Annotated in this window: 17 protein-coding genes and 1 pseudogene; 6 read left to right on the top strand and 12 right to left on the bottom strand. The window is 36.4% G+C overall.

What is annotated here, in order from left to right; all coding sequences use genetic code 11:
* Positions 1–13 precede the first annotated feature (13 nt).
* The 5 genes from EKL95_RS06805 to EKL95_RS06825 form a co-directional block, all read right to left on the bottom strand.
* On the bottom strand, positions 14–808 hold the full coding sequence (locus EKL95_RS06805; protein WP_126461971.1) for a TPM domain-containing protein: 795 nt from the start codon (positions 806–808) through the stop codon (positions 14–16).
* The gene (locus EKL95_RS06810) at positions 808–1,245 is read right to left on the bottom strand and encodes a TPM domain-containing protein (protein ID WP_126455359.1); all 438 of its coding nucleotides are present in this window, start codon (positions 1,243–1,245) and stop codon (positions 808–810) included. The genes EKL95_RS06805 and EKL95_RS06810 overlap by 1 nt, the downstream gene beginning before the upstream one ends.
* A gap of 149 nt (positions 1,246–1,394) precedes the next feature.
* Positions 1,395–1,982: a LemA family protein gene (locus EKL95_RS06815; protein ID WP_126461974.1), complete on the bottom strand. Its 588-nt coding sequence runs from the start codon at positions 1,980–1,982 to the stop codon at positions 1,395–1,397.
* Positions 1,983–2,051: 69 nt separating this feature from the next.
* Positions 2,052–2,384: a MerR family transcriptional regulator gene (locus tag EKL95_RS06820; RefSeq protein ID WP_126461977.1), complete on the bottom strand. Its 333-nt coding sequence runs from the start codon at positions 2,382–2,384 to the stop codon at positions 2,052–2,054.
* 76 nt (positions 2,385–2,460) lie between these two features.
* Positions 2,461–3,438 carry a M23 family metallopeptidase gene (locus EKL95_RS06825; RefSeq protein WP_126461980.1) on the bottom strand — a complete coding sequence of 326 codons (978 nt, stop codon included), beginning with the start codon at positions 3,436–3,438 and terminating at the stop codon, positions 2,461–2,463.
* A 338-nt stretch (positions 3,439–3,776) separates the two neighbouring features.
* Here EKL95_RS06825 and alaS point away from each other — a divergent pair, with 338 nt between their 5' ends.
* From alaS to EKL95_RS06845, 5 genes and pseudogenes are all read left to right on the top strand, one after another.
* On the top strand, positions 3,777–6,470 hold the full coding sequence (alaS, locus tag EKL95_RS06830) for an alanine--tRNA ligase (protein WP_126461983.1): 2,694 nt from the start codon (positions 3,777–3,779) through the stop codon (positions 6,468–6,470).
* A gap of 90 nt (positions 6,471–6,560) precedes the next feature.
* A complete protein-coding gene (locus tag EKL95_RS15365; protein WP_317125143.1) occupies positions 6,561–6,686 on the top strand; it encodes a GxxExxY protein in 126 nt (41 codons plus the stop codon).
* A 56-nt stretch (positions 6,687–6,742) separates the two neighbouring features.
* A pseudogene (locus EKL95_RS15370) lies at positions 6,743–6,889 on the top strand (GxxExxY protein).
* Between the two features lie 26 nt (positions 6,890–6,915).
* Positions 6,916–7,866 carry a GSCFA domain-containing protein gene (locus tag EKL95_RS06840; protein WP_126461986.1) on the top strand — a complete coding sequence of 317 codons (951 nt, stop codon included), beginning with the start codon at positions 6,916–6,918 and terminating at the stop codon, positions 7,864–7,866.
* Positions 7,867–7,868: 2 nt separating this feature from the next.
* Complete coding sequence (locus EKL95_RS06845; protein ID WP_126455347.1) at positions 7,869–8,489, top strand: DUF4230 domain-containing protein; 621 nt, start codon at positions 7,869–7,871, stop codon at positions 8,487–8,489.
* Positions 8,490–8,593: 104 nt separating this feature from the next.
* On the opposite strand, the gene EKL95_RS06850 is transcribed toward EKL95_RS06845, so the two are convergent.
* From EKL95_RS06850 to EKL95_RS06880, 7 genes are all read right to left on the bottom strand, one after another.
* On the bottom strand, positions 8,594–10,351 hold the full coding sequence (locus EKL95_RS06850; RefSeq protein ID WP_126563826.1) for an aromatic amino acid hydroxylase: 1,758 nt from the start codon (positions 10,349–10,351) through the stop codon (positions 8,594–8,596).
* Positions 10,352–10,724: 373 nt separating this feature from the next.
* Positions 10,725–11,222: a hypothetical protein gene (locus EKL95_RS06855; protein WP_126563827.1), complete on the bottom strand. Its 498-nt coding sequence runs from the start codon at positions 11,220–11,222 to the stop codon at positions 10,725–10,727.
* 99 nt (positions 11,223–11,321) lie between these two features.
* Positions 11,322–12,458 (bottom strand): esterase-like activity of phytase family protein, encoded by a 1,137-nt coding sequence (locus EKL95_RS06860; RefSeq protein WP_126563883.1) that lies wholly within the window; start codon positions 12,456–12,458, stop codon positions 11,322–11,324.
* Between the two features lie 60 nt (positions 12,459–12,518).
* The gene (locus EKL95_RS06865; protein WP_126462002.1) at positions 12,519–12,920 is read right to left on the bottom strand and encodes a group III truncated hemoglobin; all 402 of its coding nucleotides are present in this window, start codon (positions 12,918–12,920) and stop codon (positions 12,519–12,521) included.
* Positions 12,921–12,979: 59 nt separating this feature from the next.
* Positions 12,980–13,516: a DUF4136 domain-containing protein gene (locus EKL95_RS06870; protein ID WP_126462005.1), complete on the bottom strand. Its 537-nt coding sequence runs from the start codon at positions 13,514–13,516 to the stop codon at positions 12,980–12,982.
* 49 nt (positions 13,517–13,565) lie between these two features.
* On the bottom strand, positions 13,566–15,602 hold the full coding sequence (locus EKL95_RS06875; RefSeq protein WP_126462008.1) for a urocanate hydratase: 2,037 nt from the start codon (positions 15,600–15,602) through the stop codon (positions 13,566–13,568).
* A 17-nt stretch (positions 15,603–15,619) separates the two neighbouring features.
* Entirely contained in the window at positions 15,620–15,808 is a 189-nt protein-coding gene (locus tag EKL95_RS06880) for a DUF5522 domain-containing protein (RefSeq protein WP_126462011.1), read from the bottom strand.
* 125 nt (positions 15,809–15,933) lie between these two features.
* Between EKL95_RS06880 and EKL95_RS06885 the strand changes: the two genes are divergently transcribed.
* Positions 15,934–16,212 carry a hypothetical protein gene (locus EKL95_RS06885; RefSeq protein ID WP_126462014.1) on the top strand — a complete coding sequence of 93 codons (279 nt, stop codon included), beginning with the start codon at positions 15,934–15,936 and terminating at the stop codon, positions 16,210–16,212.
* The last annotated feature ends 141 nt before the right edge of the window (positions 16,213–16,353 follow it).

Below are 16,353 nucleotides of genomic sequence, written 5' to 3' on the forward strand. Positions count from 1 at the left end.
TCCCAGCCCTAAGTTACCAACTACCACTTGATCCGCCACCAGAGAATCCCCCGCCACCAAAACCGCCACCAAAACCACCTCCAGAAGAGCCTCCACCGCCAAAACCGCCGCCACCTCTGCCACCGGCAAGACTGCTTAAAATAATAACGTCGAGTAGACTTGGACCGCCGCCACCGGAATTTCCTGAATTTCCACCCCCTTTATTTCGGGATATTAATACCAGTATCACGATCACAATAACTATAATAGGAAGGATCGGGAATTCTTTTTCTTTTGGTGTTTGTTTGCGAACACCTTTGTATTTGCCTTTAAAAACATCAATTAAGGCATCTGTTCCTTTGTCTAATCCACTGTAATAGGTTCCTTTTTTAAATTCTGGAATGATTATATTCCGGATTATTTCTCCACCAGTTCCTGCGGTAAGCCTGTCTTCTAGACCATAACCAGGGTTTATTGCAATTTTTCTTTCGGTTTTAGAGAGTAAAATAATGACACCATTGTCTTCTTTTGCAGTTCCTCCAATTCCCCAATTTTGTGCCCACCGGGTAGCTAATTGACTTACATCTTCCCCTTTTAGGCTTTCTATAGTGATCACTACAATTTGAGTTGTGGTAGAATCAGAGTATTTAATCAGTTTTTCTTCTAATTGTGCTTTTTCTGTGGCACTTAAAACCTTGGCATAATCGTAAACAGAGGTTTGTAACGTTGGTTTTTCAGGTATGGTAAATTGCGCAAAACTAACTTGTGTAAATAACAGATAAACAAACAACTTTAGGCAAATTAGGGTATTCTTTTTTTGTAATAGCATTATCCTTTAGATATTTCGTTTGATAATTCATTCGTGTCTCCCTCTTGCCAAGGAAAATAACTTTGTAATTGTTCACCGGCTCTGGTGATTCCGTCAATAAGTCCTTGCTTGAAATTCCCGGTTTTAAACTGAACGACCATTAGATCCCGTGTACAATTCCAAAAGTCATCTTGAACAACATCATTGATGCCTTGGTCTCCACAAATTACAAATTGGTGATCATCAACAGCTAAATATATTAAAACACCATTTTTAAGTTCGGTTTCATCCATTTTAAGTTCATGAAAAACGTCTCTGGCTCGTTCATACGCATCCATGGAAGTTGTTTTTTCTATGTGAACTCTAATCTCACCAGAAGTGTTTTTTTCAGCCATGCGAATAGCTTCAACAATCTCCTGTTCGTTTTCCGGGGTTAATAATTCTGCTACTTTTGACATTGAAATATTTTTGAGTTAAGATTAACGATTTTTGATTTCAGAATTGTTGAACCTGAAATCAAAAATTGTTAATTTTTAAAGGTTTTTTCTTTAATTTAAATTTATTTTATTTTGACTTCTAAAAAGATAAAAAGTCTAATAATCTAACTTTAGAATTTTACTTCAACAGGTGCATCCGCTCCCTCAACAGCAGTAAAATATGCTTTGTCTTTGAATCCAAACATTCCTGCAAATAAGCTGTTTGGAAACGTTTTAATGTGTGAATTATAAGGTTTAACTGCTTCGTTAAAACGCGTTCTTGACGTTAAAATTTGATTTTCTGTGCTAGCTAATTCATCTTGTAATTTCAAGAAATTCTGGTTGGCTTTCAGCTCAGGATAGCGCTCTACTGATACTAACAATCGAGACAAAGAACTACTTACACCACTTTGTGCTTTGTTGAATTCAGCTAATTTTTCCGGTGTGATGTTCGTTGGGTCAATAGTAGTTGAGGTAGCTTTGGCACGTGCCTCAATAACAGCAGTCAAGGTACTTTTTTCAAAATCAGCAGCACCTTTTACAGTATTTACTAGATTTCCAATCAGGTCATTTCTTCTTTGGTACGCCGTTTGTACATCTCCCCACGATTGTTCTACTGTTTGGTTCATTGTTACCGCAGTATTATTGATCCCTTTAATCCAGCTGTACATACCAATAATAATAACTCCTACGATAATCCAAGGCAAAAATCTTTTCATCTTTGTTTAATTTAATGTTTGTTGTTTAATTTTAATTGTAAATAGTAGGATCCCTGTTTTGTTTTGGGATTACAATTCGTTTTTAATATTTGTTAATTGTGTGCGTATCGTTTCTAATTTCCTGATTATTTCAAACTTGTCCAAAGCCTTCTTTTGTCCTTCCTTCAAATGGGTTTTAGCCCCTTCCAGCGTAAAACCTCTTTCCTTGACTAAATGATAAATCAATTGCAAATTAGTGATATCCTCGGGTGTAAACATGCGATTGCCCTTGGCATTTTTTTTTGGTTTCAAAATATCAAATTCATTGTCCCAAAAACGTATCAGCGAGGCGTTCACGTCAAATGCTTTGGCTACTTCGCCAATGCTGTAATATCTTTTGTCTTTAGAAAGTTCAATGTGCATATTTTTTATTTTAATCTTTTCTGAACACTTCTTTTATAAACTGTTACGACTGAATACTGAACACTTTGTTAAAGCATTAATCTAACGATTGATTCTCTTGATTCGCTAATTGTGCTATAGCAACATACTCTACTGCCGAAATGTTTCCATAATAAAAATTAAGCGGATTTACCACTTTGTTATCTTTATGAACTTCATAATGCAAGTGCGGTGCTTCAGATCTTCCGGTACTTCCCACATATCCTATGACATCTCCGCGTTTTACACGCTGTCCAGCTCGTATTTTATATTTACTCAAATGCGCGTATAATGTTACGTATCCAAATCCATGCCGAATTACAATATGATTTCCATATCCAGAGGCCCTATTGTCGGCGGTTATTACAATTCCGTCTCCAGTGGCATAAATTGGAGTTCCTGTTTTGGCCGTAAAGTCCATTCCCTCATGCATTTTTCTTACTTTTGTAAACGGATCTGTTCGATAACCAAAACCAGATGCCAGTCGTTTTAAATTTTCATTTCGCACTGGCTGAATGGCAGGAATGGCAGACAAAAAATCACTTTTAGCATCTGCCATTTTCAAAATGACATCCAGTGATTTGGATTGAATGGCGAGTTCCTTACTTAATACATCAATTCTTTTGGTGGTATTCAGTACCAACTGGGAATTGTCATATCCCTCTAGTACTTTATACCTGTTTATTCCCGGTAATCCCGCTTTCCGGACAGAGTCAGGAATTGCTGTTTTATTGAAATATACCCGATACAAATTATTATCTCTGTCTTCAAGAGCCTCAACTACGCTATTTACCTGATCCATTTTTTTATTTAAAATCGCATAATTCAATCTTAAATTTTCAATTTCACGAGCCTGCAACCGATCTTTAGGCGTTTCAAAATAAGGGGTGTTCAATAATACAATAAAACTCAAAAAACCAAATAATATCGAGGCCAGCAAAAACAGAATGATAACACCAAATTTTCTTCTTTTTCGAGTTTTTATTTTCCTATACGCTAAATTTTCAGAATCGTAATAATATTTTACTTTCGACATATTTTAAAATACCCTATTTTTGCACACTGTAAAAGGTTAGACGAACAAATTTAAGAAATGTTTCATTTGTTACACCCTTTTTTCAATAATAAATAAAATAATGTGCCTATTCCAGCTATTTGTTGCAAGTTCTCGTTTATACATTTTTTTTCTAATGAGCTAGCAGGAGCTTCCTTCGGTCGCTCTGCCACCTCAAGAAAAAATAAATGTATAAATCTCGAAGCTTTTCACTACTATCTGGGGCAAAAGAAATTAAAAGATTTAATGATTAAAAGATTAAAAAATTCAATTCTAACTAATCTTTAAATTTTTGAATCTTTAAATATTTAAATAAAAAAATGAAATCACAAGACGTACGCAAACAATTTCTAGATTTTTTCGCATCAAAGGGACACTTAATCGTTCCATCGGCACCCATAGTTCTCAAGGATGATCCAACACTAATGTTCAACAATTCAGGGATGGCCCAGTTCAAAGAATATTTTCTAGGTAACGGAACTCCAAAAAGCAACAGAATTGCTGATACGCAAAAATGCCTTCGTGTTTCAGGAAAACATAATGATCTGGAAGATGTAGGTTTTGATACCTACCATCACACCATGTTTGAAATGCTGGGAAACTGGTCTTTTGGAGATTATTTCAAGAAAGAAGCTATCAACTGGGCATGGGAACTTTTGACAGAAGTCTATAAAATTCCAAAAGAAAACTTATACGTATCCGTTTTTGAAGGTAATCCAAGTGAAAACGTACCATTCGATCAGGAAGCTTGGGATATTTGGGCGGCATTAATTGACGAAGACCGTATCATTCTTGGAAACAAGAAAGACAATTTCTGGGAAATGGGAGACCAAGGACCTTGCGGGCCGTGTTCAGAAATTCACGTTGACATTCGTTCTGCAGCAGAAAAAGCCTTAGTTTCAGGAAAAAGTTTGGTTAACAATGATCATCCCCAAGTAGTGGAAATCTGGAACAATGTATTCATGGAGTTCAACCGTAAAGCCGATGGTTCTCTGGAAAAATTGCCAGCAAAACACGTTGATACCGGAATGGGATTTGAGCGTTTGTGTATGGCATTACAAGGAAAAACATCCAATTATGATACGGATGTGTTTATGCCACTTATCGAAAAAGTAGAGCAAATTACAGGATTAAAATACACATCAAATTCCGTAGGTACAAGTCGAGACTTGTCCGTACCGAATGCAGATGAGGAAAAAATAAATATCGCTATTCGGGTAGTAGTCGATCACGTTCGTGCGGTTGCTTTTGCTATTGCCGATGGACAATTGCCATCAAACACAGGTGCTGGTTACGTAATTCGTAGAATTTTGCGTCGTGCCATTCGGTACGGATTTACGTTTCTTAATATAAAAGAACCGTTCATCAATCAATTAGTTACTGTTTTAGCGAATCAAATGGGAGAGTTTTTCCCGGAAATCAAATCGCAACAACAATTGGTTACGAATGTAATTCGTGAAGAAGAATCTTCTTTCTTGAGAACATTAGACCAAGGATTGCAATTATTAGAAAATGTGGTTGCCGAAACTAAAGGTTCAACAGTTTCTGGAACAAAAGCGTTTGAATTGTATGATACGTTTGGATTTCCAATTGACTTGACCGCATTAATTCTTAGAGAAAAAGGATTCGAACTGGACGAAGCTGGTTTTAACGCCGCCATGCAAGAACAAAAAAAACGTTCCCGTGCCGCATCAGAAGTTTCTACCGAAGACTGGTTGCTATTAGTTCCAGGAAATGTAGAAACATTCGTAGGCTACGACCAATCAGAAAGTGACGTAAAAATCACTCGCATTCGTAAAGTAGACAGTAAAAAAGAGGGTGTTTTATACCAAATCGTTTTAGATAAGACCCCTTTCTATCCAGAGGGTGGAGGACAGGTGGGTGATAAAGGAACGTTAGTTTGCTCCGCCAGTTCGCTAACGCTCGGGTCTGCAAATGAAACTATCGAAATCATCGATACGAAAAAAGAAAACAACCTGATTTTACATCTTGCAAAAAAATTACCGGAAAATATAAATGCTGGTTTTGTAGCCAAAGTAAATCAAGATTTGAGAAGTTTGTCTTCCAGAAATCACTCGGCGACACATCTAATGCACCAAGCCTTGAGAAGTATTCTTGGAACGCATGTAGAACAAAAAGGTTCGCTAGTAAATCCAAACTACTTGCGTTTTGACTTTTCTCATTTTGCTAAAATGACGGAAACCGAATTGCAGCAAGTGGAAGATTTTGTAAATGCAAGAATTCAAGAGCAATTACCACTAATTGAAAGAAGAAATATTCCTTTCGCGCAAGCAGTTCAAGAAGGAGCGATGGCACTTTTTGGAGAGAAATATGGAGATGAGGTTCGTGCGATTAAATTTGGCGAAAGCATGGAATTATGCGGTGGAATCCACGTGAAAAATACAGCTGAAATCTGGCATTTCAAAATCGTTTCAGAAGGAGCGGTTGCTGCAGGAATTCGTCGTGTAGAAGCGATTACAAGTGATGCGGTAAAAGCACATTTTGCTTCGCATGAAAGCACATTGAATGAAGTAAAAATAGCCTTAAAAAATCCTCAGGATATTCTGAAAGCCGTTCATTCTATGCAAGAAGAAAATGTCAAATTGACTAAGCAAATTGAGTTTTTGGTAAAAGATAAAGTCAAAAATCTTAAAGCGAGTTTAATCGCTGAGATACAGGAAATTAATGGCGTTCAATTCTTGGCAAAACAAGTCGATTTGAATCCGGAGGGAGCAAAAGATTTGGCGTATGAATTAGGAAATTTAGGAAATAACTTATTTCTAGTTTTGGCTACAGTGAATCCCGAAGCTTCGGGAGAAAAACCAATGTTGACCTGTTATATTTCTAAAGAATTAGTTGCGGAGAAAAACCTAAATGCAGGACAAGTGGTTCGTGAATTGGGTAAATTTATCCAAGGTGGAGGCGGAGGACAGCCGTTTTTTGCAACAGCAGGAGGGAAGAATGTCGCAGGAATTCAGCAAGCTTTAGAAAAAGCAATTGAGTTTGTAAAGTAATTATATCGTAATTTTTTTAATATATTAGCGAGAAATAAAAAAATGACTGAAAACGAGATTTCAAAAATTGTTGTTGATGTTTGTTAAAAGATGCACACTAAGTTTGGTCCAGGGTTATTAAAATCAGTTTATGAAGTTGTTTTGTTTTATGAGTTAACGAAAAGAGGACTACTAGTTGAAAGTCAAAAACCACTTCCCGTTGTCTGGATTAAGTAAAATTAGATATTGGATTCAGAACTGACTTAATCATAGAAAATAAAGTTATTTTAGAAATAAAATCAGTTGAACAAATTGCTAATGTTCATCCAATACAACTTTAAACGTATCTGAAAATTACAGGAATGAAATTTGGCTTGTTAATTAATTTCAACGAACCACTAATTAAAACAGGAATTACAAGAATTGTAAATAACCTTTAACCTATGCGGCTTTGCGAGAAATAGATATGAATTTCAGAACCCAAGTTCCCATTCCTAAAAGTAAGTTTCCTATTGATTATACTTCTAAAATCATGTCTTTGGGTTCTTGTTTTGCGGTAAATATGGCGCAGAAACTGGACTATTTTAAATTTCAAAATAGTTGTAATCCATTTGGCATTTTGTTTCATCCTATAGCGATTGAAAAACTAGTTGATTTTGCTGTTTCCGGAAAGCAACTTACAGAAAGCGACATTTTTTTTTACAACGAACGCTGGCATTGTTTTGATGTGCATTCGGATTTGAGCAGTTCTAGTAAAGAGGAATTGTTAGCTTCTTTAAATGCAATACTGATAGCTACAAAACTGCAATTGCAGCATGTTTCCCATATTATTATTACTTACGGAACTTCGTGGGTATATCGAAATATAGAAAGCAATTGTGTTGTGGCTAATTGTCATAAAGTACCGCAAAAGCTGTTTCAGAAAGAATTACTTTCTGTTGAAGAAATAGAAGAAAGTATAGTAAAGACACTGAAATTAATTCATGTTGTAAATCCTAGTTGCACCATTATTTTTACCGTTTCTCCAGTGCGTCACATCAAAGATGGTTTTGTCGAAAATCAATGGAGCAAAGCCAATATAATTAGTGCGCTTCATGGGACTTTTGACTTTCGACTTTCGACTATAAATTACTTTCCCAGCTACGAAATCATGATGGATGAACTTCGGGATTACCGTTTTTATACTGAAGATATGTTGCATCCCAATCCAGTGGCAATCGATTATATTTGGAAACGTTTCAAGGAAACTATAATTTCTGAAACTGCTTTTGCTACAATGGATGAAGTTTCAACTATTCAAAAAAGTCTTTCGCACAAGCCTTTTAATCCGAAATCTGAAAGTCATTTAAAATTTGAGTCTAAAGTCAGAGAAAAAATCACTAAATTGGAATCAGAATATTCATTTATGAAATTTTAATTATGTTAAGAAGAATAGGTATTGCAATAGTAGTTATCGGGGGAATATTTTTATTATTCAAATACTGCGATTTTAAGAAAAACGACGATGAAGATATCCAGTACAACACAAATCTCATTCAACAACAAATTCTAAATGTTGGAAAATTAGTAGTTACTGAAGGCCATTTCTCCGAAGTGATTACCTATAAAAATCAGCAAAAATATTTGTTGGATATGCTTTCTTTTGAGAAAAAAGCATTGGTAATAGTCAATGCTGATGTTACAGTTGCTTATGATTTGCGCCAAATGAAATATGAAATAGATGAAAAAAATAAAACCATCACTATTGTTAGTATTCCAAAAGAAGAAATAAAAATAAGTCCAGATATTCAGTTTTATAACGTAGAACAAAGCAAGCTGAATCCGTTTACGGGAGATGATTATAATAAAATCAATAAATCGGTCAAAGCAAATCTCGCCAAGAAAATAGAAAAGTCTTCACTGAAAACCAATGCTCAAAACCGATTAATCAGCGAATTGTCCAAAATATTAATTTTGAGTAATTCAATGGGCTGGAAATTACAATACGAAGGAAAAGTAATCGAAAGCGAAAAAGATTTTGGACAAAAAATAAAATTATAATAGTTTTTTTGTCAGGTTTAGCGCAGTCGAAACCATTTTTATAGCTGTTTAAGCCTATTGAAAAATCTCGACTGCGCTCGATTTGATAAACCTAAATTGGAAAACTAAGCTTTCTCTTTGTCAAAGATTAAATCCAAACCACCAGTAATCAAATGTGCTACTTCAGGTCTTTTTTGTTTTAATTGATCGAGATAAACCAATATTTCCTGTAATAATTTCATTTCATTTCTTTCTTTTAGCAGCTCTGTGATTTCAACAGCTAATAACCAATCCTTTGGGTGATTGGTTTGTAAATTTTCGAATATAGGCTTCAAGGGAGTTTCTGTATCCCTGGTTTCTCTACTATTTCTAACAGTTTGGTACAAAACCTCTAAGTCATCACGTTCTGCGGTATGCGTCACTTTGATGGTTTTGCTCGAGGGAAGGTGCGAAATCAAATCAAAACTATTCACATCAGCAGGGCCTGAAAAAGCCGAAATCACTTTTTTGCCCACAGCCATATCATAAATGCCCCATTTTGGTTGAAACAAAATCGTTTCTCCGTGTGACACAGTACAGTTTTTAAAGCGAATCAAAATAATTTCGCCTTGTAAGTTTCTGGAGCCGGTTATGATTTCACCTTCAACAGTGATGCCACCTTCAAACTCCAGTTTGACCGTTTTAGATTCCAGTATATCGTAGGCATTCAAATCTTTTGGACTCATGTCTTCAATTGCCAGATTGATTCCTTCTAGCTTCCCAATAGGGCTCCCAAAACCCTCAGGATGTGTCAAAGTTCCATGACCAACCAGTTCTTTTTGGCGAGAAGCTAAAGCCGTTTTTCCGGTGGTTTGTATATAAATAGGCTTGCCTTCGTGTGCAATTACGGTACTAAAAACGCCCGAAATTTGCAAGCCTGTACTCAATTCAATTGTTCCCAGAGCATTTGAGTCTATCAGTTTTTCTATTCCGGATAAACCGCCTGTTCGGAGTGCCATTTTATTCGCAAATTCCTCTAAAACTAGGTTTAAATAAGCAAATGTTGGTGTGACATAAAGTTGCGGTTGCAATTTTGTGATGTCAAAACTCTGGTTTGCTGCTGATAGGTCATACGGAATTTTCTTGACCTCGTTTGTCATGCAGTGCGCACTTTCGCCTATTGAAGATAACAAACCGGCACCATAAATTTTAGGATTTTCTACGGTTCCAATGAGTCCGTATTCGACAGTCCACCAATGCAGGTTTCTAATTTGCGCCATTTCTGATAATTCACCCATATTGTTTTGCAAATCTTCTACCGCTTTTTCGGCAGCATCAATAACAGCTTGGGGAGTTCCCTCAGCTTCTTTTACGATCGAAAGCAGTCGGATGGCTTCATACATTTCATAATCCTTATGTGAAGAGAGCGCTTTACAGCCTATTTCGCCAAAACGGCGTAAATATTCCGCATATTCCGGATTAGCAATAATGGGAGCATGACCTGCACCTTCGTGAATAATATCCGGCGCAGGCGTGTATTCAATATGTTCGAGTTGTCGAATGTCAGATGCAATTACAAGCACATTATAGGCCTGAAATTCCATGAAAGCATTGGGCGGAATAAATCCATCCACCGCAACCGCTGCCCAACCTATTTCAGTCAGAATGCGGTTCATTCCATACATGCTCGGAATGTTGTCAATCTCGATTCCTGTTTTTTTCAATCCTTCCAAGTAGGAACTATGCGCCACTTTTGATAAATAAGCTACATTTTTGCGCATCACATAACGCCAAACCGCTTGATTTATGGGCGTATAATCGCTGTAATCCTGAGGTTTAATGAATTGTTTTAAGTGCTTTGGCAATCGGTCTAATAACGGATTGCTTTCTATAGTTGAGTTCATATCGAAAACCTTGTAGTTCAACTGCAAAAGTACAAATTTCAGGAGCTATTTCCCGCTTTTCATTGCAAGTTTTTGCAAACCCGTTTGTTTTTCTAATGTTCCGGCAGGAGAAATAAAAAGGGGGTATTCCTCTTTTCTCCCTTTCCTTTGGAGAGGGTTGGGGAGAGGAGTCGCTTTTTATAAACAAGAAAAATCAAAACGGCTTTCACAAAAAGCTTTTCATTGCAATCGGGGCTAGGGGAGTTGAGGTTTAATTTGAGATTAGATAATTCAACATAATTTAGTTGCGTTCAGTCATTGCGAGGAACGAAGCAATCTCATCAATACATTACACGTACAAAGTCTGCTCAGTTCGTCACACTCTCGCTTAAGCTTATAAAAATTTTAAAGCTGTCAGTACAACAATAGAAATTGCTATGAAAATCCAGTTTTTTATGGTTGGGCTGTATTTCCGTTTGAATTCTATATTATTTAATGCGAATACAATAGCTATAAAAACAAATGTAATTATTCCTATAATAAATATAGAAATTAAATCTAACTCATTAGGATTGCTTTGGTTTAATCGATAGGAGTTAATTATCAATGTTATTGTAAGCATAATCCAAGTTATAACACTCATCACCCAGCCTTTAGATAGGTTTTTGATTAAAAGTATTGCTGATGAAATAGCAATAAGTGATAGAATTACTAAAGTTATATTTTTTCTGACAGCCATTTGAACAATGCTATGATGGTCTATTAATGGATTTTTCCACAAAAAAGTATAATATTGATTGCAAGTTAAATAGACAAAAAACCATATTAAAATACCGAGGCAAATCTGAATTCCAGATAGTATAATTTCAAACATTCTCCAATTATGTTTCATTGACTTCCGCTAAATTAAACATTGTGCATTCTCATTTTTGTTGGTACTGAATATGTTCTTTGGCGAACTGGATAGAGGATTGATAGCTATTTTTTGGATTTACTTCTTCGCCAACTCAAACACCAAAACCTGCGTTTTTTGTTTATCTGAAAAATTATTATCTGAAATGAAAATAATAGATTGATTACCATTTGCCAATTTTGGACCAAAAGTAAGTCCTTCGATATTATCAATAAAAATTCCCAAATCATCCATGTTAAGTACCAGTTTTTTAGAAGCCAATTCGAATTTTTGATTTTGCAAAGAGCTGTAGTTTTTTATATTAGTTGCTTTTTTTAAATCACACATAAATACTTTAACCGTACAGGCTTGTGTCCCGGTAGAATAGGAGCGTTCCACAACCAGCAATTGGTTTTTACCATAATACTGAATTGCCGAAACGCCATTTACACCAAAAGCACCTTTCGGAACAGGTTCATGAGCAATAGGTTCCAGTTTATAGCCGTATTGAGCGGTGTTCTTTTTTGTTTTGGCATCAAATTGATACAGCCGAATCAAACCGCCTTTGCTAGTATTGGCTTGGTCGCCATCTTCAAATAATGGTTCTTCAATATTGGTATAGACATTTTTATAGTTTTTGTCAAAAGTAATTCCTTCTAAAGTGCCGTTGTTTCGCGGACCTTTTTCCAGTTTCTGCATTTTTAAATTTTCCGGTAAGGTGACATTGCCTAGAAAATCACCTTTTAAATCCATGAAATTTAGAGAAGGATCTTGTAAAACTTCCTTATCTGCTGTTAGCACTCGAGCGCCTTCGCTACTCCAAACCAAAGTGTTCGTTTTTGGATTGAATCGGATGTCTTCCGGGTCTGCTGAAGTAGTTGGCATGGTGTTCCAATTGCCAAACGCTTTCCCAGTTGCATTTTTTAAAGTGGTGACACTTTGGAAATCAATACGTTCAACTTTATTTTCGAGCAAATGAATTTTTGCCGTATAAAATCTTGAATTGTTAAACATGGATCTATCGTCACTGATCAAATAATACAAATCATTCTTGGCATCATAATCGATTCCGGACAATCCGCCCACTTTTGTGTTTTGAAACGTTTCCTCAAAAGGAATTTCAATGGAACTGATTAGTTTTAAACTTGGGGTTGACTTGTTGTCAGCTGTTTGCTTTAAATTGGAACAAGAAATGAGGAAAGCTTGTAAAACGACAAGTAATAATAAATTGCGCATATAATAATTTGTTGCTGTTTGCAAAAAGGAACATATTTTGGATTAAACCCACTTTAAAAACTATGAATTGTCCGTTTGACTTTTCTCAAGATTGCGGAAGTAGTCAATTTTGTAATTAAACATTTCAGCCATATTTTTTGCCCGAAGTTTAGCTTCGTCGGCTAATGGACCAGAAAATAAGTTGTCAGTTGTTTCAGTGAAAATTTGCATCCAGCGGTCAAAATGTTCTTTGGCGACCGGTAATTGTTTGTGTGGTGGAAATGGACTTCCGGAATAGGAATGCACTTCAAGTAAAATAGTTTGCCAAAAGCGATACATTTTTTCTAAATGTTCCGGCCAGCGATTGCCTATTTTTTCGTTGAATATGGGTCCGATAAATTCGTCTTTTTGAACTTTAGAATAAAAAGTATTCACTAGTAATTTGATATCTTCGAGCGTAGTAATGTCAGTTTGTAGTGTCATGATTGGGTATAAAAAAGCCTACGCAAAGGTAGGCTTTTATGTTGAAATGTGATGGTAAACTATTTTACTTTGGGCGGAAATTGTTCAAGAATTTTTGCCACAAATTCATTAATTTGTTTTTCTTTTTCACTTCGGGTTTCGGTCAAATAACCAACTCCTTCGCCTTGCCAAACCAATTCTTTTTTCTTGGCATCAATTAAATCAATATACAATGTCCCTTCCGTTGATGAGGAAACAAAACTGCTGCGGCCTCCCCAAAAGTAAGGATTCCATCCCCAACCCCATCCGTAACCCCATCCTGCGTTGAACTGATTTACGTCAATGCGTTCTCTTTCTTTAGTTAATATATTAATCAGCAAATCTGGATTTTCACTTTTGGTCATTCCTTTTTTACTTAATTCTCGATCTATGGCATTGAGTATTCTTTTTTTGTCCAATTCTGATATTTCAACTCGATCGATGCCTTTTTTATGAAAAGCGTACGTTTTGTATTGAATAAAGTCCACATTATTATCATAATCAGAATATACTTTTACGGAAGCGCAAGAGGCAAATACTAAAAGTAGAAATGCGAGAAGGAGTTTAATTGCTTTCATGACCTGTTTTTTTGATTACTAAATGTTTATTAAAGATACGTTCAAATTTTTAAAAATCCAACAAATTGTCAGCGACTATATTAGGGATGGTTACTTTCAATAAAGGTTCCGTTTGCATCGCTCTTTTTATTGCAAATACTGCTCCTTCATTTCTAGCCCAGCTTCTTCTGGAAATTCCGTTGTTGACATCCCAGAAAAGCATTGATGCTAAACGTCTTGACGCTTCCTTTGAACCATCAAGAACCATACCAAATCCGCCGTTTATTACCTCTCCCCAGCCCACGCCACCGCCATTGTGAATGGATACCCAAGTGGCTCCACGAAAGCTGTCTCCAATGACGTTTTGTATCGCCATATCGGCGGTAAATCTTGAGCCATCATAAACGTTAGAAGTCTCTCTGTATGGAGAATCGGTGCCGGAAACATCATGGTGATCGCGACCTAAAATTACGGTTTCTATTTCGCCATTGGCAATAGCCTGATTGAAAGCTTCGGCAATATTTACGCGTCCTTCAGCATCTGCATAAAGGATTCGTGCTTGTGAGCCTACAACCAATTTGTTTTCTTGTGCGCCTTTTATCCAATGAATATTGTCTTGTATTTGTTGCTGAATTTCTTCGGGAGCTGTTTTGGACATTTCTTCCAAAACCTGGCAAGCAATTACATCTGTTTTGGCTAAATCTTCTGGTTTTCCCGAAGCACAAACCCATCGGAAAGGGCCAAAACCGTAATCAAAACACATGGGTCCCATGATATCCTGTACATAACTCGGATATCTGAAATCGATGTGATTCTCTGCCATGACATCTGCACCGGCACGGGAAGCTTCCAGTAAGAAAGCATTTCCATAATCAAAGAAATACGTTCCTTTGGCAGTGTGTTTATTGATTGCTGTCGTATGACGTCGTAATGTTTCTTGTACTTTTGTTTTAAATAAATCAGGAGTTGATGCCATCATTTCATTGGCTTCTTCAAAGGAAATGTCAGCAGGATAATAGCCACCTGCCCAAGGATTGTGTAGCGAAGTTTGATCTGATCCTAAATCAATATGGATGTTTTCCTGGTCAAATTTTTCCCAAACCTCAACCACATTTCCAAGATATCCGATGGACACAATTTCATTATTGGCTTGCGCCAAAGCGACTCTTTTTACCAGCGCATCAATATTTTCAATCACTTCATTAATCCATCCTTGACTGTGGCGAATATGTGTAATTTTAGGGTTTACTTCGGCACAAACGGTGATACAACCGGCAATATTTCCGGCTTTAGGTTGTGCGCCAGACATTCCGCCCAAACCAGAAGTAACAAATAATCCGCCCTTTGGACTGCGTTTTATTTTACGAAAACCATTCAAAACCGTGATAGTTGTTCCGTGTACAATTCCTTGCGGGCCAATATACATGTAACTTCCGGCGGTCATTTGGCCGTATTGAGAAACGCCTAAAGCATTCATTTTTTCCCAATCATCCGGTTTAGAATAATTAGGGATTACCATGCCGTTTGTTACTACAACTCGTGGCGCTTCTTTATGCGAGGGAAATAATCCCATTGGATGCCCGGAATACATCGTCAATGTTTGCTCATCGGTCATTTCTGATAAGTATTGCATCGTCAATAAATACTGTGCCCAGTTTTGGAATACAGCTCCATTGCCACCATAGGTTATCAATTCGTGCGGATGTTGTGCCACGGCGTAATCCAGATTGTTTTGAATCATCAGCATAATTGCTTTGGCCTGTTGGCTTTTTCCAGGATATTCATTTATTGGACGCGCACGCATTTCATAATCGGGACGAAAGCGATACATATAAATACGGCCGTATATTTCTAATTCTTGTCGAAATTCTTTTATTAGCTCATTATGATGTTTTGGTTCAAAATAACGCAAAGCATTACGAAGGGCTAATTTTTTTTCTTCATTCGAAAGGATTTCTTTACGCTTTGGTGCGTGATTGATGTCTATATCGTATGGTTTTGGTTTTGGTAAAACCGATGGGATTCCTTGTTGTATTTGTTCTTGAAAAAGGGTCCTGGTTTCTGAAATCGGAATTGTGGTAGGAGTTATGTGAGGTGAATTAGTCATAGTAATGTAAGCTTTTATTATTCATAATCTCTTCTTTTTCCCCCTTTGGGGGTTAGCGGGCTTTTATACGGACAATGGCGACAGCCACTTTTACAGCAATAACCCCGTTTTAAATGGTGTTTTTCAGTAAAACATTTATAGCCTTCGGGTGTGTAATAGAAATCTTCCCCTTCTATTAATTTATTTTCAGTACTTTGGTCCATCATATTTGGTATTGTGCGATTGCAGGCGTCATTCGATTTCGTTCAATTGCTAAATTGGGATTCAAATGATTGCGCTTTTTCATTAAAAAGCACCATTTTAGTAGTACAAATTTATAATTTTATAGCGAATGTTTCTGATTGTTTCTAAATATTTAATTCCAAAAGGATATCATGGATTAGAGATGAAAAACGATTTCCATGAGTTGTCACTTCCAGCTGGTGTCAATAATACCCAGTTTGAAATTACCTTTAAAAACAATTCCCGTTTAGGAGTTGAAGAGGCAGTGCGTAAAAATTTTGTAATTTATCAAAATAATTCTGCAAAAGATCTAAAAATCAGTAATCTCTTGTTATTGGATCTTGTTGCTTGTGGTTTATATGATGTAGCCGGAAAATTGATTTTTTAAGAAAGAAAATTCGGGAGTTAATACCTGCTATGCGTTTTCTACTGCGGGTCTTCGCGATGGTATTTACATTGTAAAATTAGCTACAAAAGACAAAATAGAGGTGGTCAGAAAATTATAATTGAAAATTAAATCCACTTGAAA

Origin of the sequence: Flavobacterium sp. LB2P53, assembly GCF_003970305.1 — a bacterium.
Taxonomy (GTDB): Bacteria; Bacteroidota; Bacteroidia; order Flavobacteriales; family Flavobacteriaceae; genus Flavobacterium.